14 protein-coding genes are annotated in these 13,964 nt (G+C 74.0%); 8 read left to right on the plus strand and 6 right to left on the minus strand.

Features of this window, described 5'->3' with window-relative positions:
• Positions 1 to 27 precede the first annotated feature (27 nt).
• The 5 genes from nirB to BAY60_RS10300 all read left to right on the plus strand — a co-directional run bounded on the left by nirB (position 28) and on the right by BAY60_RS10300 (position 5,419).
• Positions 28 to 2,547 (plus strand): nitrite reductase large subunit NirB, encoded by a 2,520-nt coding sequence (nirB, locus tag BAY60_RS10280; RefSeq protein WP_112280497.1) that lies wholly within the window; start codon positions 28 to 30, stop codon positions 2,545 to 2,547.
• A complete protein-coding gene (gene nirD / locus BAY60_RS10285; protein WP_425466457.1) occupies positions 2,544 to 2,897 on the plus strand; it encodes a nitrite reductase small subunit NirD in 354 nt (117 codons plus the stop codon). The genes nirB and nirD overlap by 4 nt, the downstream gene beginning before the upstream one ends.
• Positions 2,894 to 4,018 carry a uroporphyrinogen-III synthase gene (locus tag BAY60_RS10290; RefSeq protein WP_112280498.1) on the plus strand — a complete coding sequence of 375 codons (1,125 nt, stop codon included), beginning with the start codon at positions 2,894 to 2,896 and terminating at the stop codon, positions 4,016 to 4,018. Before nirD ends, BAY60_RS10290 begins: the two co-directional genes overlap by 4 nt.
• Entirely contained in the window at positions 4,015 to 4,689 is a 675-nt protein-coding gene (locus tag BAY60_RS10295; protein ID WP_112280499.1) for a sirohydrochlorin chelatase, read from the plus strand. Before BAY60_RS10290 ends, BAY60_RS10295 begins: the two co-directional genes overlap by 4 nt.
• 64 nt (positions 4,690 to 4,753) lie before the next feature.
• Positions 4,754 to 5,419 carry a DNA alkylation repair protein gene (locus tag BAY60_RS10300; RefSeq protein ID WP_245992390.1) on the plus strand — a complete coding sequence of 222 codons (666 nt, stop codon included), beginning with the start codon at positions 4,754 to 4,756 and terminating at the stop codon, positions 5,417 to 5,419.
• Positions 5,420 to 5,445: 26 nt separating this feature from the next.
• Here BAY60_RS10300 and BAY60_RS10305 read toward each other — a convergent pair whose 3' ends face one another.
• Together BAY60_RS10305 and BAY60_RS10310 are read right to left on the minus strand one after the other, a co-directional pair.
• Entirely contained in the window at positions 5,446 to 6,564 is a 1,119-nt protein-coding gene (locus BAY60_RS10305) for a winged helix DNA-binding domain-containing protein (protein WP_112280500.1), read from the minus strand.
• Between the two features lie 2 nt (positions 6,565 to 6,566).
• On the minus strand, positions 6,567 to 6,962 hold the full coding sequence (locus BAY60_RS10310; RefSeq protein WP_112280501.1) for a DUF3224 domain-containing protein: 396 nt from the start codon (positions 6,960 to 6,962) through the stop codon (positions 6,567 to 6,569).
• 62 nt (positions 6,963 to 7,024) lie between these two features.
• Between BAY60_RS10310 and BAY60_RS10315 the strand changes: the two genes are divergently transcribed.
• Positions 7,025 to 7,993, plus strand: coding sequence for a helix-turn-helix transcriptional regulator (locus BAY60_RS10315; protein ID WP_112280853.1), 969 nt, complete (start codon positions 7,025 to 7,027; stop codon positions 7,991 to 7,993).
• On the plus strand, positions 7,986 to 8,792 hold the full coding sequence (locus tag BAY60_RS10320) for a uroporphyrinogen-III synthase (protein ID WP_112280502.1): 807 nt from the start codon (positions 7,986 to 7,988) through the stop codon (positions 8,790 to 8,792). Before BAY60_RS10315 ends, BAY60_RS10320 begins: the two co-directional genes overlap by 8 nt.
• Before the next feature lie 82 nt (positions 8,793 to 8,874).
• Here the strand turns inward: BAY60_RS10320 and BAY60_RS10325 are convergent, their stop codons facing one another.
• From BAY60_RS10325 to BAY60_RS10340, 4 genes are read right to left on the minus strand one after another with little or no spacing between them, the layout of a single operon-like run.
• A complete protein-coding gene (locus tag BAY60_RS10325; protein WP_112280503.1) occupies positions 8,875 to 9,255 on the minus strand; it encodes a type II toxin-antitoxin system VapC family toxin in 381 nt (126 codons plus the stop codon).
• On the minus strand, positions 9,252 to 9,500 hold the full coding sequence (locus tag BAY60_RS10330) for a type II toxin-antitoxin system Phd/YefM family antitoxin (protein ID WP_112280504.1): 249 nt from the start codon (positions 9,498 to 9,500) through the stop codon (positions 9,252 to 9,254). The genes BAY60_RS10325 and BAY60_RS10330 overlap by 4 nt, the downstream gene beginning before the upstream one ends.
• Positions 9,501 to 9,531: 31 nt before the next feature.
• Positions 9,532 to 10,386 (minus strand): siderophore-interacting protein, encoded by an 855-nt coding sequence (locus BAY60_RS10335; protein ID WP_112280505.1) that lies wholly within the window; start codon positions 10,384 to 10,386, stop codon positions 9,532 to 9,534.
• Between the two features lie 14 nt (positions 10,387 to 10,400).
• Complete coding sequence (locus BAY60_RS10340; protein WP_112280506.1) at positions 10,401 to 10,691, minus strand: MGMT family protein; 291 nt, start codon at positions 10,689 to 10,691, stop codon at positions 10,401 to 10,403.
• Between the two features lie 72 nt (positions 10,692 to 10,763).
• On the opposite strand from BAY60_RS10340, the gene BAY60_RS10345 reads away from it, so the two are divergent.
• Complete coding sequence (locus tag BAY60_RS10345; protein ID WP_245992391.1) at positions 10,764 to 13,958, plus strand: ATP-dependent helicase; 3,195 nt, start codon at positions 10,764 to 10,766, stop codon at positions 13,956 to 13,958.
• The last annotated feature ends 6 nt before the right edge of the window (positions 13,959 to 13,964 follow it).

Here is a 13,964-nt window from a genome sequence, read left to right on the forward strand (position 1 = left end):
TGAGGGCAGTTCTCACGGAGGTTGTTCATGAACCGAACGTTGGTCGTCGTCGGGCACGGCATGGTCGCCCACCGCCTGGTGGAGGCGGTCCGGTCCGACGACGTCGACGCGACGTGGCGGATCGTCGTGCTGGCCGAGGAGGCGCGGCCCGCCTACGACCGCGTCGGCCTCACGTCCTATGTGGACGACTGGGACGCGGACCGGCTGGCACTGCCGGGATCGGACTACGCCGGGGACGGCAACGTGGAGCTGCGCCTCGGCGACCCGGTGGTGGCCATCGACCGGGCCGCGCGGCGCGTCACGACGGCCGCGGGGCACACGCAGTCCTACGACGCCCTGGTGCTGGCGACCGGGTCGCGGCCGTTCGTGCCGCCGGTGCCGGGGCGGGACCTGCCCGGCTGCTTCGTGTACCGCACGATCGACGATCTCGACGCCATCCGCGACGCGGTGGAGCGGGCCAGGGCAGGCAAGGGCCGCCCCGCCGCCGCGGTGGTCGGCGGCGGTCTGCTCGGCCTGGAGGCGGCCAAGGCGCTGCGCGACATGGGCCTGTCGCCGCACGTGGTGGAGATGGCGCCCCGGCTCATGCCGCTGCAGGTCGACGAGGGCGGCGGCGGCCTGCTGCGCAGGCTGATCACGGATCTGGACGTCACCGTGCACACCGGCACGTCGACCGACGCCATCGAGGCCGACCGCGGCAGGCTGTGCGCCAGGCTCGGCAACGGCACGGAGCTGGACGTCGACCTGCTCGTGTTCTCCGCAGGGGTGCGCCCGCGCGACGACCTGGCCCGCGACTGCGGCCTCGACGTCGGCGAGCGCGGCGGCGTGCTGGTGGACGCCACCTGCCGGACCAGCGACGAGCACATCCTCGCCGTCGGCGAGTGCGCGGCGATCGAGGGCCGCGTGTACGGCCTCGTCGCGCCCGGCTACTCGATGGCCGAGGTCGCCGCCGCGACGCTGCTCGGCAAGCAGGCGTCGTTCCCCGGCGCCGACACCTCCACCAAGCTCAAGCTGATGGGCGTCGACGTCGCCAGCTTCGGCGATGCCCACGCCACCACCGAGGGCGCGCTCGAGGTCGCCTTCCACGACGCCGTGGCGGGCACCTACAAGAAGCTCGTCGTGTCCGACGACGCGCGGACCCTGCTCGGCGGGGTGCTCGTCGGCGACGCGGGCGAGTACAACCTGCTGCGCCCGCTGGTCGGCAACGAGCTGCCCGCCGAGCCCGCCGCGCTCATCGCGCCCGCCGGTGCAGGGGAGAACGCCGTCGGCGTCGAGGCGCTGCCGGAGGCGGCACAGATCTGCTCCTGCAACGCGGTGAGCAAGGGTGCCATCACCACCGCCATCGCCGAACAGGGCTGCGACAGCGTGGCCGCCGTCAAGGCCTGCACGCGCGCGGGCACCTCGTGCGGCTCGTGCGTGCCGATGCTCGGCAAGCTGCTCGCGGCCTGCGGCGTCGAGCAGTCCACGGCCCTGTGCGAGCACTTCCCCCAGTCGCGCGCCGAGCTGTTCGAGATCGTGCGCGCCACCCGCATCGGCACGTTCAGCGAGCTGATCGCCAGGCACGGCACCGGCAGGGGCTGCGCGGTGTGCAAGCCCGCGGTGGCCTCGATACTGGCGACCCTGGGCCACGGGCACATCCTCGGTGGCGAGCAGGCCACGTTGCAGGACACCAACGACCACTTCCTCGCCAACCTGCAGCGCAACGGCACCTACTCGGTGGTGCCGCGCGTGCCCGGCGGCGAGATCACCCCGGACAAGCTCATCGTCCTCGGCGAGGTCGCCAAGGAGTTCGGGCTCTACACCAAGATCACCGGCGGGCAGCGGATCGATCTGTTCGGCGCCACCGTCGACCAGCTGCCGCGCATCTGGCGGCGGCTCGTCGACGCCGGGTTCGAGTCCGGGCACGCCTACGGCAAGGCGCTGCGCACGGTGAAGTCGTGTGTCGGCAGCACGTGGTGCCGCTACGGGCAGCAGGACAGCGTCGGGCTGGCCGTGGAGCTGGAGCTGCGGTACCGGGGGCTGCGCTCGCCGCACAAGCTCAAGTCGGCGGTGTCCGGCTGCCAGCGCGAGTGTGCCGAGGCACGCAGCAAGGACTTCGGCATCATCGCCACCGAGCAGGGCTGGAACCTCTACGTGTGCGGCAACGGCGGCGCGGTGCCCCGGCACGCCGACCTGCTGGTGTCCGGTGTGGACACCGAGACGCTGATCCGGATCATCGACCGGTTCCTGATGTTCTACGTGCGCACGGCCGACCGGCTGCAGCGCACGGCGGCATGGCTGGAGGAGCTGGAGGGCGGCCTCGACCACCTGCGGGAGGTCGTCGTCGACGACAAGCTCGGCATCTGCGGCGAGCTGGAGCAGGCCATGGCCGAGCACGTCAGCAACTACGCCGACGAGTGGAAGGGCGTGCTGGAGGACCCGGACAAGCTGGCGCGGTTCACGTCGTTCGTCAACGCGCCCGGCACCCCCGACCCGACGATCTCGTTCCGGACCGAACGCGAGCAGCCCGTGCCGGTGCTGCTCGGTGTGCCCGAGGTGGTGAGCCGATGACCGTGCTGCCGATGAGCGGCGAGCAGACCTGGGTGGCCGTGTGCCGGGTGGAGGACGTGCCCAGGGCCTACGGGGTGGCCGCGCTGCTGGAGGACCGGACGCAGGTGGCCGTCTTCCGCACCGACGACGACGAGTTCTACGGACTGTCCAACATCGATCCCTTCAGCAACGCCGCCGTGCTCTCCCGCGGCATCGTCGGCGACAGCGCAGGCGCGCCCGTGGTGGCCTCGCCGGTGTACAAGCAGCGGTTCGACCTGCGGACCGGTGCCTGCCTCGACGACGAGAGCGTGCACGTGGCCACGTACCCGATCCGCGTCGCCGACGGCGTCGTGCACGTGGGCTCGCCGTGACCGCCACCCCGCCGCTGGCGGGCTTCGCCATCGGCATCACGGCGGCGCGCCGGGCCGAGGAGCTGGGCGCGCTGCTGGTGCGCAAGGGGGCCACCGTGCGGTACGGGCCCGCGATCCGGATCGTGCCGCTGGCCGACGACACGGAGCTGCACGCGGCCACCGAACTGCTGCTGCGGCAGCCGGTGGACGCCGTGGTGGCCACGACGGGGATCGGGTTCCGCGGCTGGATCGAGGCGGCGGAGGGCTGGGGGCTTGGCGAGGCGCTGCTCGAACGGCTCGCGCACACGAACCTGCTCACCCGCGGGCCGAAGGCGAAGGGCGCGGTGCGCGCGGCGGGCCTTTCGGAGGCCTACTCCCCGGCGTCGGAGAGCAACGCCGAGGTGCTGCAGCATCTGCTGGACTCCGGAGTGGACGGTCAGCGGATCGCGGTGCAGCTGCACGGCGAGCCGCTGCCGTACTTCGTGGACTCGCTGCGCTCGGCGGGCGCCGAGGTGGTGGAGGTCCCCGTGTACCGCTGGGTGGGCCCCGCCGATCCGGGACCGCTCGACCGGCTCATCGACGCGGTGCTCGACGGCTCCATCGACGCGCTCCCGTTCACCAGCGCCCCGGCCGCCGCGAGCATGCTGGCCATGGCCAGGCGCACCGGCAGGCAGGCGGCGCTGGTGGACGCCCTCACCAAGCGCGTGGTGGTCGCCTGCGTCGGCCCGATCACGGCGGGCCCGCTGGCCGCGCTGGGCATCCCGACAGTGCAGCCGCAGCGGGCGCGCATCGGTGCGCTGGCGCGGACCCTGGCCGAGGCGCTGATCGCGCGCTCGCCCCGGCTGTGCGCGGCGGGCAAGCGGATCGAGCTGCGCGGGCAGGCCGCGCTGGTGGACGGCGAGCTGTGCGAGGTGGCGCCCGCGCCGATGGCCGTGCTGCGGGCGCTGGCCGAGCGGCCGGGCCGCGTCGTGTCCCGCAGGGAGCTGACGGCCGCGCTGCCCAGCGGCGGCGAGGAACACGCCGTGGAGACCGCGATCGGCAGGCTGCGCACGTCCCTTGGCGAGAGCAGGCTCGTGCAGACCGTCGTCAAGCGCGGTTACCGGCTTGCCGTGGTCTCCGGCGAGGAACAGGAGGCGTCGTGATCGTGCTCGCCGCCCACGGCACACGGGATCCCGCGGGAGCGAAGGTCACCGAGGCACTCGCGGAGCGGGTGCGACGGCGGGGAGCCGAGGTGGCGGTCGCCTACGCCGACGTCCGGCAGCCGGACGTCACCACGGTGCTCGACGCCATCGGCCGTCCGGCCGTGGTGGTGCCCGCGTTCCTCGCGGCGGGCTACCACGTGCGCACCGACATCCCGGCGCAGGTGGCCGCGAGCCGCAACCGTGACGTGGTGGTCGCCGAGGCGTTCGGGCCCGCACCGGAGCTGCTCGACGCGCTGGCCGGCCGGCTGCGCGCCGCCGGGTACGCGCCGGGCGACGCGGTGGTGCTCGCGGCGGCGGGTTCGAGCGCCGAGCGGGCGCTCGGCGAGGTCGCCGCGGCGGCCCACGCGCTGGGCAGCCGGCTGCGCCGCCCGGTGCGCGTGGGGTACGCGGCGACGGCCCGGCCGTCCGTCGCCGAGGCCGTGGCCGCCGCGCGCCGCCCCGGCTCGCGCGTGGCGGTGGCGTCGTGGCTGCTGGCGCCCGGACTGTTCCAGCGCCGCGTGACCGAGGCGGGCGCCGAGGTGGTGAGCACGCCGCTGGGCGCCCACCCCGCCGTCGCCGAGCTGGTGCTGCGCCGCTACCGGGAGGCGCGGCGCGCCACGCGGGCCGCGTAGCACCTGACGACCGGCGGCAGCGCGTCGTACAGTCGTCCGGCACCCGCACGCAGGAAGGGCCGTGGTGACCGTGGTGACGACCGCCGAGGGCACAGCCGGCGAGTTCGAGCGGCGGCTCGATGCGCTGATGCCCGCGTCCGGACGGCCTCCGATGCGGGACGTCTTCGGGCTGGCGAAGGAGTTCGTGAGCCTTGTTCCGGCCGAGATCGAGGTGTTGCTGGAGTCACCTCGCCACGAGAGCCGCGTGGGAGCCGTCAGTGTCATGGACTTCCAGGCGCGGCGGCGAACGACCGGCGAGGAGCGCAGGGCGGAGCTCTTCGAGCTCTACCTCCGGCGACACGATCGCATCGACACCTGGGACCTGGTGGACCGTGCGGCGCCCTGGGTGGTCGGCGCATACCTGCTGGACAAGCCGCGCGATCCGCTGTACGAGCTCGCGAGGTCGCAGCGGTGGTACGAGCGGCGCACCGCGATCGTCGCGACGTTCGCCTTCATCCGCCGGGGAGATCTCGACGACACCTTCGCGATCGGAGACCTGCTCGCGCACGACACCGAGGACCTCGTCCAGAAAGCCGTCGGCGGCTGGGTCCGCGAGGCGGGCAAGCGCGACGAGCGCAGGCTCCGCGAGTTCCTCGACCGGCACGCTCCCACGATGCCGCGCACGGCCCTGCGCTACGCCGTCGAGAAACTCGATCCGCAGCTCCGGCGGCACTACCTCACGCGGTCGTAGGACGGCACAGTGCCGTCGCCGGCCGGTCACGACCAGCTCACCCGCGCGCCGGTGAGGCCGCGCACCGCCGCGACGCGTTCGGCCTCGGCCTCCACCTCCGCGCGGACGGCCTTGCGCAGCGGCAGCAGCGCGGTCACCGTCACGTCGAGGCGCTTGCCGGAGGACTTCGTGCGCCACGCGCCCGCGAGCTCGCCGTCGGCCAGCACGGCGCCCGGGTTGCCGAGGATCTTCCACAGCTGTTTCTGATGTGCCTTGTCCGGCACCAGCAGGGCGCGGTCGCGGGCCTGCAGGTACGGGTCCCACGGCGGCAGCAGCCGCACCGGTGTGGGTTCGGGCGGGTGCTCCAGCGCCGCGACCGCGCCGGCAGGCAGGTACCGGGCACGGCCGTCCATGCGCACCTCGGTGAGGTCGCCGGGCCACAGGTGCTTCTCGACGGTCGCGCGGGTGGTGCCGACGAACCCGGCCGCGTCGGCGGCCGTCGCGGGGCCGTGCAACCGCAGGTAACTCGCGACTGTCGCCGTCGCCGTCGCCACGTCGGTCGTCGCGGGGATGCGCGGGCGGCCCTTCAGGGGAGCCAGCGTCGCCGGATGCACGCCCGCTTCGAGCCGGATCCCGGCCAGCGGCGTGGCCAGCCGCATCAGCTGCTCGTGGATGTGCGTGGCCTGGCACGGCCTGCACCAGCGGGACAGGCCCTCGGGGATGACCCTCGTGACGGCCGCGCTCGCCGCGCCCTTCGTCATCGGTGTCGTGACGACCTTGCGCATCGCCCGTGCCGCCGTCAGCAGGACCTCCTTCGCGGGCATCCCCACCGCGGCGACCTCCTTGCGCTGCCACAGCATCCGGGCCTCGGCGTCGGCGTCGTCCACCGGAAGCAGTGCCCGGATGAGCGCGGGGAAGGCCTCGGCGCGGTGGTAGTGCGGGGCGCCCCGGTGGGTCCAGGCGAGCACGAACCGGTCGTCGTCCGCGAGCGACGGTGGCGGGCCGGGAAGCCGGGCCGCCAGCGCCAGCGCGGCGGTGTCGCGCTGGGTGACGTCCTGCACGCCGAGGTCGAAGACGCCGAGCGCGCCCGCGTCGTCGTCCTCGCGGTGCAGGCCGTGCGCGGCGATGCGGTAGGCCAGCACCTGTTTGCGGTCGACGTCGAGCATCGTCAGTCCCAGGAGTAGTCGAACGTGTAGGGAACGGTCTCCGTCGCGCTCGCCGCCGTGCCGGTGCCCTTCAGCCCGGCCAGCTCGCCGGTTCCCGAGCCCGGCACCACGTGCCACTCGTCGGTGATGCCGTCCGGCCCATACGCTACGTCGTGCCGGATGACGAAGCTGCCCTTCCGGCCGTCGACGCTGCCCTCGATGCGCTCGAGGCCGGGTGCTCGTTCCTCGCTCGCGTAGCCCTCACCCGCGTAGTACAGGATGTAGTCGCAGGTGGAGCTGCCCTCGATGATGCCGGTGTAGGCGAAGGTGGCGCGGGCGTGGGCATACCGTGGCCCGTCCTCCGGGCCGCTCACGACGTTCTCGTCCCAGGTGCGCATGGTGTAGGTGTTCTCGCTCATGGCCTCAGCGTCGCGCGCTTGCCTGACATCTTGTGTCAGGTATGGCGGGCAGAATGGGCCACATGCGGGCGAGCAGGTTGCTCTCGGTGCTGTTGCTGCTGCAGAACCGCGGCCGGATGACCGCGGAGGAGCTGGCGGCCGAGCTGGAGGTCTCGGTGCGCACGGTGTACCGCGACATCGACGCGTTGTCCGCGGCCGGGGTGCCGGTGTTCGCCGACCGGGGCCGGGGCGGTGGCTACCAGCTGCTCGGCGGCTACCGGACCCGGCTGACCGGCCTGAGCGAGGGGGAGGCGCAAGCGCTTGCGCTGGCCGGGCTGCCCGTCGCGGCCGCCGAGCTGGGCCTGGGCACCGTGCTGGCCGCCGCGCAGCTCAAGCTCTACGCCGCGCTGCCGGAGGAACTGCGCTCGCGGGCGGCCGAGGTGGCCGAGCGCTTCTACCTCGACGTGCCCGGCTGGCACCGGGGCATCGAGCGGCTGGAGCGGCTCGCCGACGTGGCCGAGGCTGTGTGGCAGAGCAGACGGATCCGGGTGCGCTACCGGCGCTGGGACGACAGCGCCGTGGAGCGGACGCTCGACCCGCTGGGGCTCGTGCTCAAGGCGGGCACCTGGTACCTCGCGGCGCGCTGCGACGGCAGTGAGCGCACCTACCGGGTGTCGCGGATCGACGAGCTCACCGACACCGGCGAGGGGTTCACCCGGCCCGGCGGCTTCGACCTGGCCGCCTACTGGCGCGACTGGTCCGAGCAGTTCGAGCGCAGGCTCTACCCGGGGACTGCGCTGGTGCGGCTGTCCCCGCTCGGCAGGGCACTCGTGCCCGTCTACCTGGGCTCCGTCGGCGCGCGGGCCCTGGAGCGGACGGGCACCGAACCGGATGAGTCGGGCTGGTCCCGGGTAGAGTTGCCGGTCGAGCCCGGTGCGCCCGCACTCGGCGAGCTGCTGCATTTCGGCCCGGAGCTGCACGTGCTGGAGCCCGCCGAGCTTCGGGAACAGGTGGCCGAGGCGGTGAGGAAGATGGGTGCGCTGTATGGGTGAGCTGAGCGGCAGCACCATCGGCATCACGGCCGAGCGGCGTGCCGAGGAGTTCATCGGCGCACTCGAACGGCACGGCGCCACGGTCTGGCATGCCCCGACGATCACGATCGTGCCGCTGCCCGACGACGAGCGGCTGCGCGCGGCGACCGACGAGGTCGTCGCCGCCGACGTCGACCTGGCCGCGATCACGACCGGTGCCGGGTTCCGGGGCTGGCTGGAGGCCGCCGACGGCTGGGGCCGCGGCGAGCGGCTGCTCGGCACGCTGTCGCGCGCGCGGCTGTTCGTGCGCGGGCCGAAGGCGAAGGGCGCCGTGCGTGGCCGCGGCCTCACGGAGGCGTGGTCGGCGCCGGGGGAGACGAACCGGGAGCTGTTCGACCGGGTGCTCGCCGAGGACGTGCGCGGCAGGCGGGTCGCCGTGCAGCTGCACGGTCAGCCGCTGCCCGAGTACACGGGCGCCCTGCGGGAGGCGGGTGCGTGGGTGGTGGAGGTGCAGCCGTATCGCTGGCAGTGGCCGGAGGACCTGCGGCCCGCGGGCCGGCTGATCGACGGGGTGCTGGCCGGCGAGGTGCACGCGCTGGCGTTCACCAGCGCACCGGCGACGGCGAACCTGCTGACCCTGGCCCGCGAGCGCGGCTGCCACCAGGAGTTCGTCGCCGCGCTGGGCGAGCGCGTGCTGTGCGCGTGCGTGGGCCCGGTGACCGCGGCGCCGCTGACGGAGCTGGGGGTGCCCACGGTGCAGCCGCAACGGCAACGTCTGGGAGCCCTGGTGAAGCTGCTGGTCGCCGAACTGGGCGGCTGACCGCTGCTCACCCGGCGTGTTGGCCGGTCACGCGGTCCGGCCGCGCGAAGCGGCTCACCGGAGCGGCGCTGTCTCGCCGCGCTCAGGCCTCGACCACCTCGACAAGGTCGCCGACGCCGGCGAAGTCCTTGACGTTGCGGGTGTAGAGCCGGGCGTCGTGGGCGTGCGCGGTAGCGGCGATGAGCAGATCCATGGTGCGTGCGCGTGGTTGGCGGCCCGCCTGTGCCACGGCGGCCGCCAATTCGCCGTAGCTGGCCGCTACTGCCACGTCGAGGGGCAGCGGATCGAAACGTCGCTCGAGGGTGGTCAATCTTCGCAGGCGGGTGGCGCGGGTCCGCTCGTCCCGGGCGACAAGGACACCGAAATGGAGTTCGGCAAGGGTGGCGGCGCTGATCGCCAGTTCGCCCGGCAAGGGGGCCACGCCCGTCGCCAGGAGGACACTGGTGTCGAGGATCGCCTTCACTCGTGGTCCCACGGATTCCGGAGCCGTTGGTCGATCAGCTCCCGGTCCCGCTCCCAGTCGGCATCGGCCTCGCCGCCGAAAAGGTCGGCGATGTCGTCGAACGTGCGCCACTGCCGGAGGCCGATGGGAACGAGGCGAGCACTAGGGCGTCCCGCGACGGTGATCGTGACCTCTTCGCCCGTCTCGACCTGCCGGACGAGCTCAGAGGCGTGCTGTCGCAGCTCGCGCAGGCCCACGGTTGTCATGTCCTTCAGGGTAGCACAAGTGCTACCATCGCTACTCCTCCTCGAGCGGCTCGCCGGAGTCGAGCTTGCGCAGGCTCTCCCGCCCGGTGTCCTCCTCGCTGCGGCCGAGGCGCCAGTAGCCGGTGAACGTGATCGCCCGCTTGTCCACGCCGCGCTCGCGCACCAGGTGCCTGCGCGTGAACTTGACCATGCTCGCCTCACCGGAGATCCACGCGTACGGCCTGCCGGGTGGCAGCTCCGCGGCCCGCACGGCGGCCAGCACCGCGTCGCCGTAGGCGCCACGCCGGGGGATCCAGTGCACCTGCACGTCGGCGGCGGTGGCGAAGTCCTGCCGGTCGGCGAGGTCGGCGACCTCGACGAACACCCGCGCCGTCACCCCGGCGGGCAGGTCCTCCACGATCGCGCCGATCGCCGGGATCGCCGACTCGTCGCCGACGAGAAGCTGCCACGTCGTGCCCTCCGGCACCGAGTACAGCCCGTGCGGGCCCAGCAGCGCCACCTCGCCGCCGGGCTCGGCGCTCGCCGCCCACGCCGAGGCGGGGCCGCTGTCGGGATGCAGCACGAAGTCGATGTCGATCTCGGGCACCTCCGGCCGGTGCGCGCGCACGGTGTAGGTCCGCATGGGCGGGCGCACGCCGTCCGGCATCGCCAGGTAGGTGCGGTACCACGAGGTCACGTCGTCGGCGACCGGCGGCGGCAGCTGTGGCCGGTCCTGTCCGGGCAGCGGGAAGAACACCTTGACGTATTCGTCGGGCGCCACGCTCGTGAACCCGCGCAGGTCCTCGCCGGTGAACGTGACGCGGGTCAGATGCGGGCTGAGCCTGCGCACCGCCGCGACCGTCAACGAGCGGTAGGTCAGCTGGGGAGGAGCCGCCTGCGTGGTCATTAGGCAAGGCTAACCTACGACGGCTGCCAGCGGTACCTCCGTAGATCGATTCGCTGCCCGTCCGCGAGCACGCCCTCCGCGCGCAGCAGCTCCAGCTGCCGGTGCACCAGGTGCGGGGCGGGCGTGCCGTTGGCCCGCAGCACCCGGTGCCACGGCAGGTCGGCGCCGTCCTCGGACAGGATGCGGCCCACCAGCCGCGGCGTGCTGGCTCCCGCGGCCGCCGCCACATCGCCGTAGGTGGCGACCTTGCCGGGCGGGATCGTCGTCACGACCTCCCGCACGCGCTCGTGCAGTTCCTCGTCCATACCTCACATTCAAGCGGCTGCTTCGCCGCGCCGGTGCGCGGTTCCGTCGGACCGGCATGATTCCATCGACGCGTGAGTGCGAGCGGCCTGAACGCGCGCCTCGTGCGCCCGCCGGCGGACCCGCCCCGGCCGCACGAGTGGAACGGGCGTGCACGCCGGCTGCTCGCCGGGCCCGCGGGCTTCGTCCGCCTGCTCGGCGGCCCCGGTACCGGCAAGACCACGCTGCTGGCCACGGCCGCGGCCGAGCGGGTCCGGCAGGGTGCGGACCCGGAGAGCCTGCTCGTGCTCACCGCCTCGCGGCGCGCCGCCGACGCCGTGCGCGCCGACATCACGCGCAGGCTCACCGCCGACCCCGGGCATTCCGGGCGCACCATCCGTGAGCCGATGGTGCGCACCGTGCACTCCTACGCCTATGCCGTGCTGCGCCTGCAGGCCGGGCTGAACGACAGCCCGCCGCCCCGGCTGCTGTCCGGGCCGGAACAGGACGTCGTGGTCCGCGAGCTGCTCGCGGGCGATCTGGAGCGCGGTGCTCCCGGCTGGCCCGAGCCGCTGCGCCCCGCCCTTTCGGTGCCCGGCTTCGCCGAGGAGCTGCGCGACCTGATCCTGCGGGCGGCCGAGCGTGGCCTCGGCCCGGAGGACCTGGTCAAGCTCGGCCGCCAGCAGCACCGTGCCGAATGGGTGGCCGCGGGCACCTTCTGGCGCCAGTACGAGGAGGTCACCCTCCTGCAGGGCTCCGGAGGCAACGCACTGGGTACGCCCGGCTCGCCCGCGCTGGACGCCGCCGAGCTCGTGGCCGGGGCGCTCGTGGAACTGGAGGGCGACCCGGCGCTGCTCACCCGTGAGCAGAACCGTGTCCGGCACCTGTTCGTCGACGACGCCCAGCATCTCGACCCGCTGCAGTTCCGGCTGCTGCGCCTGCTCGGCGGCGCCGCCGACGACTTCGTGCTCGCCGGCGACCCGGATCAGGCCGTGTTCTCCTTCCGGGGCGCCGATCCACGCCTGCTCGCCGACGCCGACCCCGACGGCAGTCGCACCCTCACGCTCGATCGCACCCACCGCATGGCCTCCGCCGTGCGCGACGCGGTCACTCGCGTGGCGGCGAACCTGCCAGGCGGCACCGGGCACCGGTCCCCGCTGCCCGCGGGCGAGGACGAGGGCGTGGTGCGCACGCGGCTGCTGCCCACCCCCGCCGCCGAGGCGAGCTGGGTGGCCGACCAGTTGCGCCGCGCCCACCTCATCGACGGCGTCCCGTGGTCGGAGATGGCGGTGCTGGTGCGCTCGCCGTCGCGCTCCTTCCCGGTGCTGCAGCGGGCACTCGGCGCGGCGGGCGTGCCGATCGCGTCGGCCACCGAGGAGCTGCCGCTGGCCCGCCAGCCCGGCGTCCGGCCGCTGCTGGCGATCCTGCGGGTGGCGACCGATCCTGAGCTGCTCGACGCCGACCTCGCCGAGATGCTGCTGTCCTCGCCGTTCGGCGGCGCCGACCCGCTGGCACTGCGCCGCCTGCGCCGCGGGCTGCGCAGGCTGGAGCTGGCGGCCGGTGGCGAGCGCTCCAGTGACGAGCTGCTCGTGGAGGCCTTGCGCGACAACGACATCCTCGCGGGCCTCGCCGACGCCGAGGCCAACCCGGTGCGCCGCATCGGAGGGCTCATCGCCACCGCCCGCGAGGCGATCCGGCGCGGGGCGGGCGTGGAGGACGTGCTGTGGGAGGTGTGGCAGGCCAGCAGGCTGCAGAACCGGCTGGTGCGCCAGATCGCCCGCGGCGGCTCGCTCGGTGCGCAGGCCGACCGCGATCTCGACGCCGTCGTGGCTCTGTTCCACGCGGCGGGTCGCTATGTCGACAGGCTGCCGAAGGCCAGTGTCGCCGGGTTCGCCGAGTACCTGACCTCCCAGCACATCGCGGGCGACAGCCTCGCGCCCACCGCCGCGCGGGGCGGCGGCGTCTCGCTGCTCACCGCCCACGGCGCGGCGGGCCGGGAGTGGACGGTCGTGGCCGTGGCCGGGGCGCAGGAGGGCAGCTGGCCCGACCTGCGCCTGCGCGGAACGCTGCTCGGCGTCGAGCGCCTCGTCGACCTGCTGTCCGGTGTGGACGGTGACACGGTGTCGGCCACGGCGCCGCTGCTGGCCGAGGAGCGCAGGCTGTTCTACGTGGCGGCGAGCCGGGCGCGGTCGATGCTGCTGATCAGCGCCGTGCAGGGCGAGGACGAGCAGCCGTCGCGCTTCGTCGACGAGCTGGTCGACACCGGCGACGACGAGCCGGGCCCGGACGTGCGGCGCTACCAGCGCGAACGCTCGCTGGTGCTGTCCGAGCTCGTCGGTGAGCTGCGGGCGGCCGTGTGCGACGCGGAGACCGAGCCCGCCAGGAGGCGGCGTGCGGCGCGGCAGCTCGCCCGGCTCGCCAGGGCCGGGGTCCCCGGCGCCCATCCGGACCAGTGGTACGGGCTCGCCGAGGCATCCACCACCATGCCGCTGCGGGGCGCGCAGGACGTCGTGCGCATCTCCCCCTCCACTGTGGACACGCTGGCGAAGTGCCCGCTGCGCTGGTTGCTGGAACGGCACGGCGGCAGCGACCCCGCGCAGCTTGCCGCCGTCACCGGCACGCTCGTGCACGCGCTCGCGCAGGCCGCCGCCAGCGGCGCCGACGACGAGCAGCTGCGCGCCGAGCTGGACGCCGCGTGGGCGAAGGTGGACGCCGGCGCGCCGTGGTTCTCGCGGCGCGAGCGCCGCCGCGTGGAACAGATGATGGACAACTTCCTGACGTGGCTGCGGCAGAGCCGGGCCGAGCTGACCCAGCTGGCCGTCGAGCAGGACATGGAGGTGGACCTGCCCGCCGCGGCGGGCGAGCTGCGCGTCAAGCTCAACGGCAGGGTCGACCGGCTGGAGCTGGACGCGCAGGGCAGGCCGGTGATCGTGGACATCAAGACCGGCAAGAACGCGGTGAGTGCCGCCGACGCCGAGCGGCATCCGCAGCTGGCCGCCTACCAGCTCGCGCTGATGCTCGGCGCGTTCGCCGGGCAGGGCGACCGCAAGCCCGGCGGCGCGCGGCTGGTCTACGTGGCCAAGGGCCACAACAAGACCGGCGCCGCCCAGCGGGAGCAGCCGCCGCTCGACGACGAGGCCGGCCAGGAGTGGCTGGAGCTCGTGCTGCAGGCTGCCGCCGCCACGGCGGGCCCGGAGTACACCGCCAACGAGAATCCGGACTGCGACCGCTGTCCCGGCCGGGGCGCGTGCCCGCTGCGGCCCGAGGGCAGGCAGGTGACCGGGCCGTGAACCGCG

The organism is Prauserella muralis (assembly GCF_003202285.1).
Taxonomy (GTDB): Bacteria; Actinomycetota; Actinomycetes; order Mycobacteriales; family Pseudonocardiaceae; genus Prauserella_B; species Prauserella_B muralis.